The organism is Pseudomonas sp. NMI542_15 (assembly GCF_021283425.1).
GTDB lineage: Bacteria > Pseudomonadota > Gammaproteobacteria > Pseudomonadales > Pseudomonadaceae > Aquipseudomonas > Aquipseudomonas fortuita.
In genome coordinates, this window is record NZ_JAJSRO010000021.1 from 44,237 (window position 1) to 59,432 (window position 15,196).

A 15,196-nucleotide genomic window follows, 5' to 3' on the forward strand; every position below is an offset into this window, starting at 1 on the left:
CTCAGATGTTCTCCAGCTCGGACCACTCTTCCTCGGTCATCATCTTGTCCAGTTCGACGAGGATCAGCAGTTCACCGTTCTTGTTGCACACGCCCTGAATGAATTTGGCCGACTCTTCGTTACCCACATTCGGCGCGGTCTCGATTTCGGACTGGCGCAGGTAAACTACCTCGGCCACGCTGTCGACCAGAATGCCGACCACTTGCTTATCGGCTTCGATGATGACGATACGGGTGTTGTCGGTGACCTCGGTCGGCATCAGGCCAAAACGCTGACGGGTGTCGATCACTGTCACCACGTTGCCGCGCAGGTTGATGATACCCAGCACGTAGCTTGGCGCACCCGGCACCGGGGCAATCTCGGTGTAGCGCAGCACTTCCTGCACCTGCATCACGTTGATGCCGTAGGACTCGTTGTCCAGACGGAAGGTAACCCACTGCAGGATCGGATCTTCGGAACCTTGTGCAGACGACTTTTTCATTCCCCTACCCTCAAAATCCGCTGTTTGGCGGTTGTGTTCTGTGTCATTTCTGTTTGGCGTGCATCTGCTTGACCGCGCCGCTGGCGATCAGCTCGGCCAGTGCGGCGACGTCGAGCAATGCACACATGTGTTCAATCACCGTGCCAGCCAGCCAAGGGCGCTGGCCCCGCTGGCTGCGCCACTTGATTTCGGACGGGTCCAGGCGCAGCGAACGGCTGACCTGGTGTACGGCCAGCCCCCATTCGTAGCCCTGCACGGAAATCACATAATTCAGGCCTTGGCGAAAATCGTCGCGGTAGCGGTCGGGCATTACCCAACGCGCCGTGTCCAGCACCTTCAGGTTGCCGGCCTGGCAGGTCAGGATGCCGAGGAACCAGTCCGGCTGGCCGAACAGCGGGGTCAGCTCCTGGCCGGCCAGGTTGTAGATCGAGCCCAGGCACACCAGCGGCACCGCCAGGGTCAGGCCGGCGACATCGAACAACAGGCATTCGAATGGTTCGGCCGCCCACACCGGGCGGCCGTCCACGGTGGCCGGCGGCACCGGCAGGTTCGGCGCCGGGAGGTGCACGTCGACCAGCGGCACTGCGGGTTCCACGGTTTGTTCTTCGACCAGCACCGGGATGGCGGCCTCGGCGATCACCTGCTGCTCGACCACCGTGACCACCGGCGCTTCTATCGGCATGACGCTGGGCAACACCGCCACCTTGGGTTCGGCAAACGGCCGTTGGGCAAGGCTGACAGGGGATTGGGCTGGCATCGGCCCGGCGGGCTGACGCGCATCACGTGCCTGCTCCTCGCGCACCGCCTCGGCGAACTCGTCTGGCGCCGCTGGCGGCTCAAACAGCTCTTGGGCTTCGGTGGCCTCCTGCAGCAGGCCGTCGAGGTACGACTGCAGGGCCATCTGCGGCCGGGTGCTGGTGTGTCGGGTCTGGGTCATCAGGCCACCTGCACTGCGGTCTTGTAAGTCAGCAGGTGCTTGAGCAGCGCCCGATAGGCAATCAGACCGCGGCTCTTGCTGTCGAACTGCGAGGGCGTGACGCCCTTGCGGCTGGCATCGCGCAGGCGCGTATCGACTGGGATGTAGCCCTGCCACACCTGTTGGCCGTAGGTATCACGCAGCAGCTTGAGTGTGCCCAGGGAGGCCTGGGTACGGCGGTCGAACAGGGTGGGTACGATCTGGTACGGCAGCGCCTGCTTGCGCGAACGGTTGATCATGGCCAAGGTGCCAACCATGCGTTCCAGGCCCTTCACTGCCAGAAATTCGGTCTGCACCGGTATCACCAACTGCTGGCTGGCGGCCAGGGCATTGACCATCAGCACACCCAGCAAGGGGGGGCTGTCGATCACGGCATAGTCGAAATCCTGCCACAGCTGCGCCAGACTCTTGGCGATCACCAGGCCCAGGCCATTTTGCCCGGGTGACTGGCGCTCCAGCACTGCCAAAGCGGTGCTCGACGGCAACAGCGAAATGCGCTCGTCGCTGGTAGGCAGCAACAACTGCCCGGGCAGGCCGTCTGGTACTGCGCCCTTGTGCAGGAACAGGTCGTAGCAGCTGTGCTCCAGCGCATCGGGGTTGTGCCCGAAATAGCTGGTCATCGACCCGTGCGGATCGAGGTCGACGACGACCACGCGCTTGCCAGCCTCAGCCAGCAGGCCAGCCAGGGCGATGGTTGTGGTGGTCTTGCCGACGCCACCTTTTTGATTGGCTACTGCCCAGACTCTCATCAAGCAAACTCTATCTATTGATTTGGCAGGGACACTGTAGAAACAACTATCCAAGAGCCGGCACGACCCCTGTGGGAGCGGGCGAGCCCGCGAACACCGGCGCAGCCGGTGCCACTCACCGCGTCGCCTGCTTCGCGGGCATGCCCGCTCCCACAGGGGACGGAGTCACTTTCAATACAATGGCGCGACGGGGAATTGACGGATCACTGCCCCGCCACCGTTGCTGACGTTGCCGGTGCACTTTGTGTGCCAGCCCGGCGCAATGCGGCATCCGGCGTTGCATTGGCACTGCCCGAGCCCGTCAGGCTGCGGCGCACTTCGAGGTTACGGGAAATCACCAGCACCACCCGGCGATTACGCGCGCGACCGTCGGCGGTGTCATTGCCGGCCACCGGCTGGTACTCGCCATAACCCACCGATGCCATGCGTGCCGGGTTGACCCCTTCCATGGCCAGCAAGCGCACGATGCTCGCCGCCCGTGCCGACGACAGCTCCCAGTTGGTCGGGTACTGTGCCGTGCGGATCGGCAGGTTGTCGGTGAAGCCTTCGACATGCACCGGGTTGGCGAATGGCTTGAGGATGTTTGCCACCTTCTCGATGATGGCAAACGCCTTGTCGCTGGGCATGGCATCGCCACTGCCGAACAACAGCGATGAATTCAGCTCGATCTCGATCCACAGCTCGTTGCCGCGCACGGTCATCTGGTTGCTGTTGATCAGGTCGCCAAAGGCATCGCGCACGTCATCGCTGATGGTTTTCAACGGGTCGACCTGGGTCGCCGCCAAGCCCGCTTCGGTCTGCTCGCTGTCTTTGACCAGCGGCTCTGCCGGGCGCACGCTCAACGGCTGCTCATCGCCAATAGGGATCGGTTTCATGCTGCGCTCAGGGTCGTTGAACACCCCGAGCAAGGCCTGGGAAATGACCTTGTACTTGCCCTCGTTGATCGAGGAAATCGAGTACATCACCACGAAAAAGGCGAACAGCAAGGTGATGAAGTCAGCGTACGACACCAGCCAGCGTTCGTGGTTTTCGTGTTCCTCGGTATGACGACGGCGACGCATGGGTTACTCCATGAAGCCTTGCAGCTTCAACTCGATCGAGCGCGGGTTTTCACCCTCGGCAATCGACAACAGGCCTTCGAGCAGCATCTCGCGGTAGCGCGACTGGCGCATGACGTTGGCCTTGAGCTTGTTGGCGATCGGCAGCAGGATCAGGTTGGCGCTGGCCACGCCGTAGATGGTGGCGACAAAGGCCACGGCAATGCCGTTGCCCAGCTGCGAAGGGTCAGCGAGGTTGCCCATCACGTGGATCAGGCCCATCACCGCACCGATGATGCCGATGGTCGGCGCGTAGCCGCCCATGCTCTCGAATACCTTGGCAGCCTGGATGTCACGGCTCTCCTGGGTCAGAAAGTCGACTTCAAGGATGCTGCGGATGGCTTCTGGCTCAGCGCCGTCCACCAGCAATTGCAGGCCTTTGCGCGCATACGGGTCGGGCTCTGCATCGGCCACGCCCTCAAGGCCCAGCAGGCCTTCCTTGCGCGCGGTCAGGCTCCAGTTCACCACACGGTCGATACCACCCGCCAGGTCTACCCGCGGCGGGAACAGTATCCAGCGCAAAATCTGCAAGGCGCGCTTGAAGGAAGACAGCGGCGACTGCAACAAGGCTGCCGCCAGGGTGCCACCCAGCACGATCAGCGCCGCCGGGCCATTGACCAACGCGCCGGCATGGCCACCTTCCAGAAAGTTGCCACCGACGATGGCGACAAAGGCGAGAATCAGGCCGATCAGGCTGAGGACGTCCATCAGACGCAGGCCTCCACCAAGTGCTTGCCGATTTCGTCCAGGCTGTAGACCGCATCGGCCAGGTTGGCCTTGACGATGGCCATGGGCATGCCATAAATCACGCAGCTGGCTTCATCCTGGGCCCACACGGTACTGCCGCCCTGCTTGAGCAGGCGTGCACCTTCACGGCCATCGGCGCCCATGCCGGTGAGCACCACCGACAGCACCTTGTCGCCGTAAGACTTTGCTGCCGAACCAAAGGTGATGTCCACGCACGGCTTGTAGTTCAGGCGCTCGTCACCGGGCAGGATCTTCACGGTGCCACGGCCGTCGATCATCATCTGCTTGCCGCCGGGGGCCAGCAGGGCCAGGCCTGGGCGCAGCACGTCGCCGTCCTCGGCTTCCTTGACGTTAATGCGACACAGCTTGTCCAGGCGTTCGGCAAAGGCCTTGGTGAACGCCGCCGGCATGTGCTGGATCAACACGATCGGCGCCGGGAAGTTGGCAGGCAGCTGGGTCAATACCCGCTGCAGGGCCACGGGGCCGCCCGTGGAGGTGCCAATGGCCACCAGCTTGTAGGGTTTGCGCTTGGGGGCTGGCGAGTGCGACGCCGCCGGGGCAGCTGCACGGGCCGGCGCCGCAGGACGGGCTGGCGCGGGGTTGGCGAAACTGCTGGCGGGCGCAGGGCTGCTGGCCGGCACCGGCGCGGCGGCCGGTGCCGTCCTGGCATAGCTGCCCAGGCGGCGGTTGCTGCGCGAAAGGGTATGCACCTTCTCGCACAGCATTTGCCTGACCTTGTCGGGGTTGCGCGAAATGTCCTCGAAGTTTTTCGGCAGGTAATCCACCGCGCCAGCATCCAGCGCGTCGAGGGTGACGCGAGCGCCTTCGTGGGTCAGCGAGGAAAACATCAACACCGGCGTCGGGCAGCGCTGCATGATATGCCGCACCGCGGTGATGCCGTCCATCATGGGCATCTCGTAGTCCATGGTGATGACATCGGGCTTGAGCGCCAGCGCCTGGTCGATTGCTTCCTTGCCATTGGTCGCGGTACCCACTACCTGGATCGTCGGATCCGCCGAGAGGATTTCCGAGACGCGGCGGCGGAAGAAACCGGAATCATCCACCACCAGGACCTTGACTGCCATAAACACTCCATTAGGCGGCGCAACCCGCCAGGGTGCGCCACCGAAATCAAATACGCCGTGCGGCGTAACGCTTGAGCATGCTCGGGACGTCGAGAATCAACGCGATACGACCGTCACCGGTGATGGTGGCCCCGGACATGCCCGGGGTGCCCTGCAACATCTTGCCCAGCGGCTTGATTACCACTTCTTCCTGGCCCACCAGTTGATCGACGACAAAGCCGATGCGCTGCGTGCCAACCGACAGGATCACTACGTGGCCCTCGTGCTGCTCTTCGTGCACCTGGCCCTGTACCAGCCAGCGCTTGAGGTAGAACAGCGGCAGCGCCTTGTCGCGCACGATCACCACTTCCTGGCCGTCGACCACGTTGGTGCGCGACAGGTCGAGGTGGAAGATTTCGTTGACGTTGACCAGCGGGAAGGCAAACGCCTGGTTGCCCAGCATCACCATCAGGGTGGGCATGATCGCCAAGGTCAGCGGCACCTTGATGACGATCTTCGAGCCCTGGCCCTTGGCCGAGTAGATATTGATCGATCCGTTGAGCTGGGAAATCTTGGTTTTCACCACGTCCATGCCCACGCCACGGCCAGACACGTCGGAAATCTCGGTCTTGGTCGAGAAGCCCGGGGCGAAGATCAGGTTGTAGCAGTCCGATTCACTCAGGCGCTCGGCGGCATCCTTGTCCATCAGGCCTTTTTCCACGGCCTTGGCGCGCAGGATGTTCGGGTCCATGCCCTTGCCGTCGTCAGAGATCGACAGCAGGATGTGGTCACCTTCCTGTTCGGCCGACAGCACCACACGGCCGGTGCGGGCCTTGCCAGAGGCTTCACGCTCATCGGGCATCTCGACACCATGGTCGACGGCGTTACGCACCAGGTGCACCAACGGGTCGGCCAGGGCCTCGACCAGGTTCTTGTCCAGGTCAGTCTCTTCGCCGACCAGCTCCAGGTTGATCTCTTTCTTCAACTGGCGGGCAAGGTCGCGCACCAGACGCGGGAAGCGGCCGAACACTTTCTTGATCGGCTGCATGCGGGTTTTCATCACCGCCGTCTGCAGGTCGGCAGTGACCACGTCGAGGTTGGACACGGCCTTGGACATGGCCTCGTCGCCGCTGTTCAGGCCCAGGCGTACCAGGCGGTTACGCACCAGCACCAGTTCGCCGACCATGTTCATGATTTCGTCCAGGCGCGCGGTGTCAACGCGGACCGTGGTTTCCGCTTCGCTGACGGCATGCTTCTCTGCTGCCGGAGCCGGTGCACGAGGGGCCGGCGCAGGCTTGCTGGTGGCCGCGGGTGCGGGGGCAGCAGGGGCTGGCTTGGCGACCGGCTGGCTGTCGGCCTTGGCTTGAGCAGGCGCTTGCACCTTGGCAACAGCCGGGGCCTCGACCGCAGCAACGTCACCACCAAACTTGCCCTTGCCGTGCAACTGGTCCAGCAGGGCCTCGAACTCGTGCTCGCTGATTTCGTCGCTGGCGGCGCTGTTGTCAACCGCGACCGGCGCCGGCGCGTTGGCGGCAGGCAAGGCATCGGCCTGGAATGTGCCCTTGCCATGCAACTGGTCGAGTAACGATTCGAATTCTTCGTCGGTAATTTCGTCGCTTGCCGCGTCTGCAGGCACGGCGACCGGCTGTACCGCGACTTCGACACTGAACTGGCCTTTGCCGTGCAACTGGTCGAGCAGCGACTCGAATTCGGCGTCAGTGATTTCGTCACCTTCGCCACTGCCAGCCTCGCCCTGCATCTGCTCGTCGACCGCGGCTTGCGCCTTGACCGCATCGAGCGAGTCGAGCAACTGCTCAAACTCGCTGTCGGTGATGTCCTGTTCATCGGCAGGGGCCGTGGCCGCAACCGGCGCCTCGGCTGACGGTGCCGCTGCAACAAGCGCTTGGGCAACCTCGGCGCCACCGGGTTCGGCCAGCCGCGACAGGGCCGCCAGCAGCTCGGGCGTGGCCGGGGTAACCTCGGCACGCTCGCGCACCTGCCCGAACATGCTGTTGACCGTGTCGAGTGCCTCAAGCACCACATCCATCAGTTCCGCATCGACCCGGCGCTCACCTTTGCGCAGGATGTCGAACACGTTCTCGGCGATATGGCAGCACTCCACCAGCTCGTTCAGCTGAAGGAAGCCGGCGCCCCCTTTTACAGTGTGGAAACCGCGAAAGATCGCATTGAGCAAGTCGGCATCGTCGGGTCGGCTTTCCAGCTCGACCAGTTGCTCGGACAGTTGCTCAAGAATTTCGCCGGCTTCTACCAGGAAATCCTGGAGGATTTCTTCATCGGCGCCGAAGCTCATCAAACGTGCTCCTTAAAAACCCAGGCTGGACAGCAAATCATCGACATCGTCCTGACCGGACACAACGTCTTCACGCTTATCGGCATGAATCTGCGGACCTTCACCCCGAGTCGGATGTTTTTCTAGATCTTTTTCTGCGCGCAGTTGATCGTGGTCATGCTGGATACCGGCAAAGCGGTCGACCTGGCTGGCCATCAGCACCAGTTTGAGCAGGTTGCTTTCCACCTCGGTCACCAGCGTGGTGACGCGTTTGATCACCTGCCCGGTCAGGTCCTGATAGTCCTGAGCCAGCAGAATGTCGTTGAGGTGGCCGGCAACCTTGCGGTTACCTTCAGCGCTGTGCGTGAGGAAACTGTCGACGCGTTTGACCAGGTCACGGAACTCCGGCGCTGCCACTTCGCGGCGCATGAAGCGCTGCCAGTCGGTACTCAGGGCCTTCGCTTCGCTGGCCAGGTCGTTGAGCACCGGGGTGCTTTCCTCGACCAGGTCCATGGTGCGGTTGGCCGCACCCTCGGTCAGCTTGACCACGTACGACAGGCGCTCGGTAGCGTCGGTTATCTGCGACACCTCCTCGGCCTGTGGCATGGTCGGGTCGATCTGGAAGCTGACGATAGCGCTGTGCAACTCGCGGGTCAGCTTGCCGACCTCCTGGTACAGGCCACGGTCGCGAGTCTGGTTCAGCTCGTGAATCAGCTGTACCGCCTCGCCGAAACGGCCCCGCTCCAGGCTTTCGACCAACTCCTGGGCATGTTTCTTCAGGGTCGATTCGAACTCCCCCAAAGACGTTTGTGATGAATCCATGGCGCGCCCCCTGACGTGACTCAGCCGTTGACGCGTTCGAAGATCTTCTCGATCTTTTCTTTGAGCACCTGGGCGGTGAACGGCTTGACCACATAGCCATTGACGCCGGCCTGGGCCGCTTCGATGATCTGGTCGCGCTTGGCCTCGGCAGTCACCATCAGTACCGGCATGGTTTTCAGCTTTTCACTGGCACGCACTTTACGCAGCAGGTCGATACCGGACATGCCGGGCATGTTCCAGTCGGTCACCAGGAAGTCGTAGTGGCCGTTTTCCAGCATCGGCAGCGCCGTGGTGCCATCGTCGGCTTCTTCGGTGTTGGTGAAGCCCAGGTCACGCAACAGGTTCTTGATGATCCGCCGCATCGTCGAAAAGTCGTCAACGATGAGGATTTTCATGTTCTTGTCCAATTAGACCTCCAAGCAGTCTCAAACGCGCCCGGCCGACCGGGCACGCACTCATTCAATTCGGTACAACGTGGAAAACGCACGTGGAAAACGACTGCAACGACCCCGGGCTCAACGTGCCCGCCATTCCCCCAGGCGGCTACGCAGGCGCGCGGCACATTGGCTGTGCAACTGGCTGACCCGCGATTCGCTGACCCCAAGCACCTCGCCGATTTCCTTGAGGTTCAGCTCTTCGTCGTAGTACAGCGCCAGTACCAGGCGCTCACGCTCCGGCAGGTTGGCAATGGCCTCGGTCAGGGCAGCCTGGAAGCGTTCGTCCTCAAGGCCACGTGCAGGTTCGACGTGGCCACTGGCGCCATCCTCATGCAGCCCTTCGTGCTCGCCGTCCTGCAACAGGTCGTCAAAGCTGAACAGGCGGCTGCCCAAGGTATCGTTCAAGATCCCGTAGTAATCATCGAGACTCAACTGGAGTTCGGCAGCAACTTCATGATCTTTAGCGTCTCGACCGGTTCTGGCTTCAACGGCACGCATCGCGTCACTGACCATGCGGGTGTTGCGGTGCACCGAACGCGGTGCCCAGTCGCCCTTGCGCACCTCGTCCAGCATGGCCCCGCGGATGCGGATGCCGGCATAGGTTTCAAAGCTGGCGCCTTTGCTGGCGTCATACTTGTTGGCCACTTCAAGCAGGCCGATCATGCCGGCCTGGATCAGGTCCTCGACCTGCACGTTGGCCGGCAACCGCGCCAACAGGTGGTAGGCAATGCGCTTCACCAGCGGGGCGTAGCGTTCGATCAGCTCGTACTGGCCGTCTTTCGCTGCCCGGCTGTACATCTTGAAGCCGCTGGCATTCATAGCACGGGTCCCGCGCTGGTGGGCTGCACCAGACGCTCGACAAAGAACTCCAGGTGACCGCGCGGATTGGCCGGCAGCGGCCAACTGTCAACCTTCTGGGCAATCGCCTTGAAGGCCAGCGCGCACTTGGAGCGTGGGAACGCTTCGTAGACGGCGCGCTGCTTCTGCACCGCCTTGCGCACGCACTCGTCGTACGGCACGGCACCCACGTACTGCAGGGCCACATCGAGGAAGCGGTCGGTGACCTTGGTCAGCTTGGCGAACAGGTTGCGCCCTTCCTGCGGGCTCTGCGCCATGTTGGCCAGCACACGGAAACGATTCATCCCGTAGTCGCGGTTGAGCAGTTTGATCAGGGCGTAGGCATCGGTGATCGAGGTGGGCTCGTCACACACTACCAGCAGCACTTCCTGGGCGGCGCGAACGAAGCTGACCACCGACTCACCAATCCCCGCTGCAGTGTCGATCACCAGCACGTCGAGGTTGTCGCCGACTTCACTGAACGCCTGGATAAGACCGGCATGCTGGGCCGGGGCCAGGTGCACCATGCTCTGGGTGCCCGAGGCTGCGGGGACGATGCGCACGCCGCCAGGGCCCTGCAACATCACGTCACGCAGCTCACAGCGCCCTTCGATGACATCGGCCAGGGTACGTTTGGGGGTAAGGCCGAGCAACACGTCGACGTTGGCCAGGCCCAGGTCGGCGTCCAGCAGCATGACCCTGCGGCCAAGCTCGGCCAGCGCCAGGGACAAGTTCACTGAAACGTTAGTCTTGCCGACGCCACCTTTGCCACCGGTCACGGCGATCACCTGTACGGGATGCATGCTACCCATGTCTGTTCTTTACCTTGTCTCGCTGGGACTGAGGCCACACGTGGGGCAATTCTGCGTACCCCTTGGCATAGCTACTTTGCACACGCTTCATGGTCAACCCGCTCGCCGGGGGTTGTGATAGAGATCAGCGAACATGTCGGCCATGGCCTCTTCGCTGGGCTCGTCCTGCTGCTGCACATTGACCGCACGGGAGACCAGTTGGTGGCCGCGCGGCAGGTGCAGGTCGTCAGGAATGCGCGGGCCATCGGTCAGGTAGGCCACGGGCAGTTCATGACTGATGGCAAGGCTCAGCACATCGCCAAGGCTTGCCGTTTCATCCAGCTTGGTCAGGATGCAACCGGCCAGACCACAACGTTTGTAGCTGTGGTAGGCGGCGGTCAGCACCTGTTTCTGGCTGGTGGTGGCCAGCACCAGGTAATTCTTCGCGGCAATGCCACGCCCGGCCAAGGTTTCCAGCTGCATGCGCAGTGCCGGGTCGCTGGCCTGCAGGCCGGCGGTATCAATCAGCACAACGCGCTTGCGCAACAGCGGTTCCAGCGCCGCGGCCAGGGACTGGCCCGGGTCGACGTAGGTCACTGGCACGTTGAGGATGCGGCCCAGGGTCTTGAGCTGCTCCTGCGCGCCGATACGAAAGCTGTCCATGCTCACCAGGGCCAGGTTCTGCGCGCCGTACTTGAGCACGTAGCGGGCAGCCAGCTTGGCCAGGGTGGTGGTCTTGCCCATGCCGGCAGGGCCGACCATGGCAATCACCCCGCCCTCTTCGATCGGCTCGATTTCCGGCATTTCGATCATCCGCGCCAGGTGCGCCAGCAGCATGCGCCAAGCCTGGCGAGGCTCTTCGATCTCGGTGGTGAGGTCCAGCAGCTCACGGGCGATCGGCCCGGACAGGCCGATACGCTGCAGACGGCGCCAGAGATTGGCCTGCTGTGGCTTGCTGCCTTGCAGCTGGTTCCAGGCCAGCGAACCGAGCTGCACTTCCAGCAACTCGCGCAGGCCCGACAGCTCGGAGCGCATCGCATCGAACAGGCGCGGGTCGACCGGCGCGGCAGCCGGGGCAGCGGCGGGCTCAGGGGCATCGACGTGCGGCTCGATCAACGGCTCGGCGGCCGTCAGCGACTGCCCGGCAAACAATTGGCGGTTGTTGTCGCTGCTGTCCTGGCGGTGGTCCAGCTCGGCCTGGGCGGTAGCGATGCGCGTGTGGGTCTTGCGCAGCTCTTGTTCCAGCTCGGCGTTAGGCACGCGCGGGGCCAGGGCGGACAGCTTGTAGTCCAGCGCGGCCGTCAGTTCGACACCACCGGCAATGCGGCGATTGCCAATGATCGCGGCATCGGCGCCCAGCTCGTCACGGACCAGCTTCATGGCCTGACGCATATCGGCGGCGAAAAATCGCTTAACTTGCATTATCCACTACCTCAGCCGTTAGGGCCCACGGTGGCAACGATGGTGACTTGCTTGTTGTCCGGTATTTCCTGATACGCCAGCACATGCAAATTCGGTACAGCCAGGCGACCGAAACGCGACAGCATGGCGCGGATCGGGCCGGCGACCAGCAGGATGGCCGGCTGGCCCTGCATCTCCTGACGCTGGGCCGCTTCGATCAGCGAACGTTGCAGCTTCTCGGCCATGCTCGGCTCCAGAAGAACACCATCTTCCTGACCCTGCCCGGCCCTTTGCAGACTATTGAGCAAAATCTGTTCCAACCTTGGCTCCAGGGTAATCACTGGCAGCTCCGACTCAACGCCGACAATGCTTTGCACGATGGCGCGACACAATCCGACGCGCACCACCGCCACCAGCGCGGCGGTATCTTGACTCTTGCCGGCGTTGTTCGCGATGGCTTCGGCAATACTGCGAATATCGCGCACCGGCACCTGTTCCGACAACAGCGCTTGCAGCACCTTGAGCAGGCCCGACAAGGAAATGACACCGGGCACCAGCTCTTCTGCAAGTTTAGGCGATGCCTTGGACAGCACCTGCAGCAGTTGCTGAACCTCTTCGTGGCCGATCAGCTCGTGACAGTGCTTCTGCAAGATCTGGTTGAGGTGGGTGGCCACCACGGTGCTTGCGTCGACCACGGTGTAGCCCAGCGACTGCGCCTGTGAACGCTGGCCGACATCGATCCACACCGCCTCCAGGCCAAACGCCGGGTCGCGTGCGGCAATGCCGTTGAGGGTGCCGAACACTTGCCCAGGGTTGATCGCCAGCTCCCGGTCCGGGTAAATCTCCGCTTCGGCCAGGATTACCCCCATCAAGGTCAGGCGATAGGCGCTGGGCTGCAGGTCGAGGTTGTCGCGAATATGCACGGTGGGCATGAGGAAACCCAGGTCCTGGGACAGCTTCTTGCGCACACCCTTGATCCGCGCCAGCAACTGGCCGCCCTGGTTGCGGTCGACCAGCGGGATCAGCCGGTAGCCGACTTCCAGGCCGATCATGTCGATGGGCGTCACGTCGTCCCAGCCCAGTTCCTTGGTATCAAGCGCGCGCTGCGGCGAGGGCAGCAGGTCTTGCTGCCGCTGCGCCTCCTGCTGCGCGTCCAGCTTGGCCTTGTGCTGCTTCTTCCACACCAGGTAGGCACCGCCACAAGCCAGCAGGCCAAGACCGAGGAAGGCCACGTGGGGCATGCCAGGCACCAGCCCCATGACGATCATCAGCGCACCGGACACCGCCAGCGCCTTGGGCGAATCGAACATCTGCCGGTTGATCAGCTTGCCCATGTCCTCGGAGCCCGAGGCACGGGTAACCATGATTGCGGCGGCAGTGGACAGCAGCAGGGATGGCAATTGCGCCACCAAACCGTCACCGATGGTCAGCAAGGCGTACACCTTGCCGGCATCACCGAAACTCATGCCGTGCTGCAGCATGCCGATCAGCATGCCGCCAATCAGGTTGATGAACAGGATAAGCAGGCCGGCAATGGCGTCACCGCGCACGAACTTGCTGGCACCGTCCATCGAGCCGTAGAACTCCGCCTCCTGCGCCACCTCGGCACGGCGGTGCTTGGCCTGGGCCTGGTCGATCAGGCCGGCGTTGAGGTCGGCGTCGATGGCCATCTGCTTGCCGGGCATGGCGTCGAGGGTGAAACGCGCGCTCACCTCCGAAATACGCCCGGCACCCTTGGTCACCACCACGAAGTTGATGATCATGAGGATGGCAAACACCACGGCACCGACCACGTAGTTGCCGCCGATCACCACCTCACCGAAGGCCTGGATTACCTTACCGGCAGCACCGTGGCCCTCCTGGCCGTGCAGCATGACCACACGGGTGGACGCCACGTTCAGGGCCAGGCGCAACAGCGTGGCCACCAGCAGGATGGTGGGGAAGGCGGCAAAGTCCAGTGGGCGCAGGGCGTACACGCAGACCAGCAGCACCACGATCGACAGGGCGATGTTGAAGGTGAAGAACACGTCGAGCAGGAACGGCGGTATCGGCAACATCATCATTGCCAACATCACCAGCAGCAGCAACGGCACACCCAGATTGCCCCGGCCGAGGCCGGCCAGGTTGTTGCGGGCGTTGCTGATTAACTGAGTGCGATCCACCGCGAGTCCTCTTGATGCAAAACTTTGACGCCCAGGGGGCGCCTGGGCGTGGCTTTGCAAGAAGCCTTCCAACTTTGCTCGGTGGGAGATTTATGTTTCCTGTGCTGGCCTCTTCGCGGGCATGCCCGCTCCCACAGGCCCCCGCAATACCTGTGGGAGCGGGCGTGCCCGCGAAAGGGCCAGAAGCCCTGACACAAGGTCAACTGTCGCGGCGCAGGTCCGGCGGGATCGGCAGGTCTTCTTTCAACGGCTCTGGCCGCTTGCCCCTGCCAGCGCGGTACTGGCGGATCTGGAACACATAGGCCAGTACCTGCGCCACGGCCAGGTACAAGCCGGCAGGGATTTCCTGCTCAGGCTCGGTGGAGTAGTAGATCGCCCGCGCCAGCGCCGGCGATTCGAGGATCTGGATCTTGTGCTCCACACCAATCTCACGAATCTTCAGGGCCATGAAGTCGGTGCCCTTGGCCAGCAGCAAGGGTGCTGCCCCGCCCTTCTCCGGGTCGTACTGCAGGGCCACCGCATAGTGCGTCGGGTTGGTGATGATCACATCGGCCTGCGGCACCGCCGCCATCATGCGCCGCTGCGACATCTCGCGCTGCAGTTGGCGAATACGTTGCTTGACCTCGGGCTTGCCCTCGCTGTCCTTGTACTCGTCGCGCACTTCCTGCTTGGTCATCTTCATTTTCTTGTGCGTCTGGTACAGCTGGATGGGCACGTCCGCCGCCGCAATCAGCAGCAGCCCGGCCGACATCCACAACGCACTCCAGCCCACCACCTGCAGGCTGTGAATGATCGCCTGCTCAAGCGGTTCGTTGGCGATCGACAACAACGCCTGGCGGTCGCTGACCAACACCACCACCGCCACCGCCAGAATCACGAAGAACTTGGCCAGCGCCTTGAGCAGCTCGGTCAAGCCATTCACCGAGAACATCCGCTTGATCCCCGCCAGAGGGTTCATGCGGCTGAATTTTGGCTGCAGCAAGCTGCCCGAGAACAGGAAACCGCTAAGGGCAATGGGCGCAACGAAGGAAATCACGAACAGCAGGATAAGCACCGGCTGCACCGCCCATATCGCCATCTTGCCCGAGGCCAGCAGGAAGGCGCCCATTGCCCGCTCGTCGACAATGATGTCGCGCGTGAGGCTGAAGTTCATGCGCATGATGCTCAGCAACGTCTCGGCCATGTGACCGCCGAACGCCAGCAGGCCTCCAGCGCCAGCCAAGGTCACCGCCACCGTGTTCAGCTCCTTGGAGCGCGCGATCTCGCCTTTCTCGCGGGCATCGCGCTTGCGTTTCTCGGTGGGGTCTTCTGTCTTGTCCTGACCGCTCTCGCTTTCTGCCAT

At 62.9% G+C, this 15,196-nt stretch carries 14 protein-coding genes; all 14 read right to left on the reverse strand.

Translation table 11 applies throughout. The features are described from left to right. Position 1: 1 nt before the first annotated feature. Entirely contained in the window at positions 2 to 481 is a 480-nt protein-coding gene (locus tag LU684_RS23990; protein WP_003254393.1) for a chemotaxis protein CheW, read from the reverse strand. Positions 482 to 524: 43 nt separating this feature from the next. Beyond that, positions 525 to 1,418, reverse strand: a complete 894-nt coding sequence (locus LU684_RS23995) for a CheW domain-containing protein (protein WP_232895115.1) — start codon at positions 1,416 to 1,418, stop codon at positions 525 to 527. Then, complete coding sequence (locus LU684_RS24000; protein WP_016488407.1) at positions 1,418 to 2,206, reverse strand: ParA family protein; 789 nt, start codon at positions 2,204 to 2,206, stop codon at positions 1,418 to 1,420. Before LU684_RS24000 ends, LU684_RS23995 begins: the two co-directional genes overlap by 1 nt. Positions 2,207 to 2,409: 203 nt before the next feature. Further along, complete coding sequence (gene motD / locus LU684_RS24005) at positions 2,410 to 3,267, reverse strand: flagellar motor protein MotD (protein WP_016488408.1); 858 nt, start codon at positions 3,265 to 3,267, stop codon at positions 2,410 to 2,412. A 3-nt stretch (positions 3,268 to 3,270) separates the two neighbouring features. Beyond that, the gene (locus LU684_RS24010; protein ID WP_016488409.1) at positions 3,271 to 4,011 is read right to left on the reverse strand and encodes a flagellar motor protein; all 741 of its coding nucleotides are present in this window, start codon (positions 4,009 to 4,011) and stop codon (positions 3,271 to 3,273) included. Then, a complete protein-coding gene (locus LU684_RS24015; RefSeq protein WP_060519418.1) occupies positions 4,011 to 5,135 on the reverse strand; it encodes a protein-glutamate methylesterase/protein-glutamine glutaminase in 1,125 nt (374 codons plus the stop codon). Before LU684_RS24015 ends, LU684_RS24010 begins: the two co-directional genes overlap by 1 nt. 46 nt (positions 5,136 to 5,181) lie before the next feature. Further along, a complete protein-coding gene (locus tag LU684_RS24020; protein WP_232895118.1) occupies positions 5,182 to 7,425 on the reverse strand; it encodes a chemotaxis protein CheA in 2,244 nt (747 codons plus the stop codon). A gap of 12 nt (positions 7,426 to 7,437) precedes the next feature. After that, positions 7,438 to 8,226 carry a protein phosphatase CheZ gene (locus LU684_RS24025; protein WP_016488412.1) on the reverse strand — a complete coding sequence of 263 codons (789 nt, stop codon included), beginning with the start codon at positions 8,224 to 8,226 and terminating at the stop codon, positions 7,438 to 7,440. A gap of 20 nt (positions 8,227 to 8,246) precedes the next feature. Then, positions 8,247 to 8,621: a chemotaxis response regulator CheY gene (locus LU684_RS24030; RefSeq protein WP_161775562.1), complete on the reverse strand. Its 375-nt coding sequence runs from the start codon at positions 8,619 to 8,621 to the stop codon at positions 8,247 to 8,249. A gap of 120 nt (positions 8,622 to 8,741) precedes the next feature. After that, positions 8,742 to 9,482, reverse strand: coding sequence for an RNA polymerase sigma factor FliA (gene fliA, locus LU684_RS24035; RefSeq protein ID WP_016488414.1), 741 nt, complete (start codon positions 9,480 to 9,482; stop codon positions 8,742 to 8,744). Continuing rightward, positions 9,479 to 10,312, reverse strand: coding sequence for a flagellar synthesis regulator FleN (fleN, locus tag LU684_RS24040; RefSeq protein ID WP_016488415.1), 834 nt, complete (start codon positions 10,310 to 10,312; stop codon positions 9,479 to 9,481). Before fleN ends, fliA begins: the two co-directional genes overlap by 4 nt. 93 nt (positions 10,313 to 10,405) lie before the next feature. After that, positions 10,406 to 11,713 carry a flagellar biosynthesis protein FlhF gene (gene flhF, locus LU684_RS24045; RefSeq protein ID WP_016488416.1) on the reverse strand — a complete coding sequence of 436 codons (1,308 nt, stop codon included), beginning with the start codon at positions 11,711 to 11,713 and terminating at the stop codon, positions 10,406 to 10,408. A gap of 11 nt (positions 11,714 to 11,724) precedes the next feature. After that, positions 11,725 to 13,854, reverse strand: coding sequence for a flagellar biosynthesis protein FlhA (gene flhA / locus LU684_RS24050; RefSeq protein ID WP_016488417.1), 2,130 nt, complete (start codon positions 13,852 to 13,854; stop codon positions 11,725 to 11,727). A 199-nt stretch (positions 13,855 to 14,053) separates the two neighbouring features. Further along, on the reverse strand, positions 14,054 to 15,196 hold the full coding sequence (flhB, locus tag LU684_RS24055; RefSeq protein WP_060519412.1) for a flagellar biosynthesis protein FlhB: 1,143 nt from the start codon (positions 15,194 to 15,196) through the stop codon (positions 14,054 to 14,056).

Bases quoted from the DNA above. Each gene is read 5' to 3' on its own strand.
- LU684_RS23990 (WP_003254393.1), bottom strand. From the start codon at position 481: ATGAAAAAGTCGTCTGCACAAGGTTCCGAAGATCCGATCCTGCAGTGG.
- LU684_RS23995 (WP_232895115.1), bottom strand. From the start codon at position 1,418: ATGACCCAGACCCGACACACCAGCACCCGGCCGCAGATGGCCCTGCAG.
- LU684_RS24000 (WP_016488407.1), bottom strand. From the start codon at position 2,206: ATGAGAGTCTGGGCAGTAGCCAATCAAAAAGGTGGCGTCGGCAAGACC.
- motD (WP_016488408.1), bottom strand. From the start codon at position 3,267: ATGCGTCGCCGTCGTCATACCGAGGAACACGAAAACCACGAACGCTGG.
- LU684_RS24010 (WP_016488409.1), bottom strand. From the start codon at position 4,011: ATGGACGTCCTCAGCCTGATCGGCCTGATTCTCGCCTTTGTCGCCATC.
- LU684_RS24015 (WP_060519418.1), bottom strand. From the start codon at position 5,135: ATGGCAGTCAAGGTCCTGGTGGTGGATGATTCCGGTTTCTTCCGCCGC.
- LU684_RS24020 (WP_232895118.1), bottom strand. From the start codon at position 7,425: ATGAGCTTCGGCGCCGATGAAGAAATCCTCCAGGATTTCCTGGTAGAA.
- LU684_RS24025 (WP_016488412.1), bottom strand. From the start codon at position 8,226: ATGGATTCATCACAAACGTCTTTGGGGGAGTTCGAATCGACCCTGAAG.
- LU684_RS24030 (WP_161775562.1), bottom strand. From the start codon at position 8,621: ATGAAAATCCTCATCGTTGACGACTTTTCGACGATGCGGCGGATCATC.
- fliA (WP_016488414.1), bottom strand. From the start codon at position 9,482: ATGAATGCCAGCGGCTTCAAGATGTACAGCCGGGCAGCGAAAGACGGC.
- fleN (WP_016488415.1), bottom strand. From the start codon at position 10,312: ATGGGTAGCATGCATCCCGTACAGGTGATCGCCGTGACCGGTGGCAAA.
- flhF (WP_016488416.1), bottom strand. From the start codon at position 11,713: ATGCAAGTTAAGCGATTTTTCGCCGCCGATATGCGTCAGGCCATGAAG.
- flhB (WP_060519412.1), bottom strand. From the start codon at position 15,196: ATGGCAGAAAGCGAGAGCGGTCAGGACAAGACAGAAGACCCCACCGAG.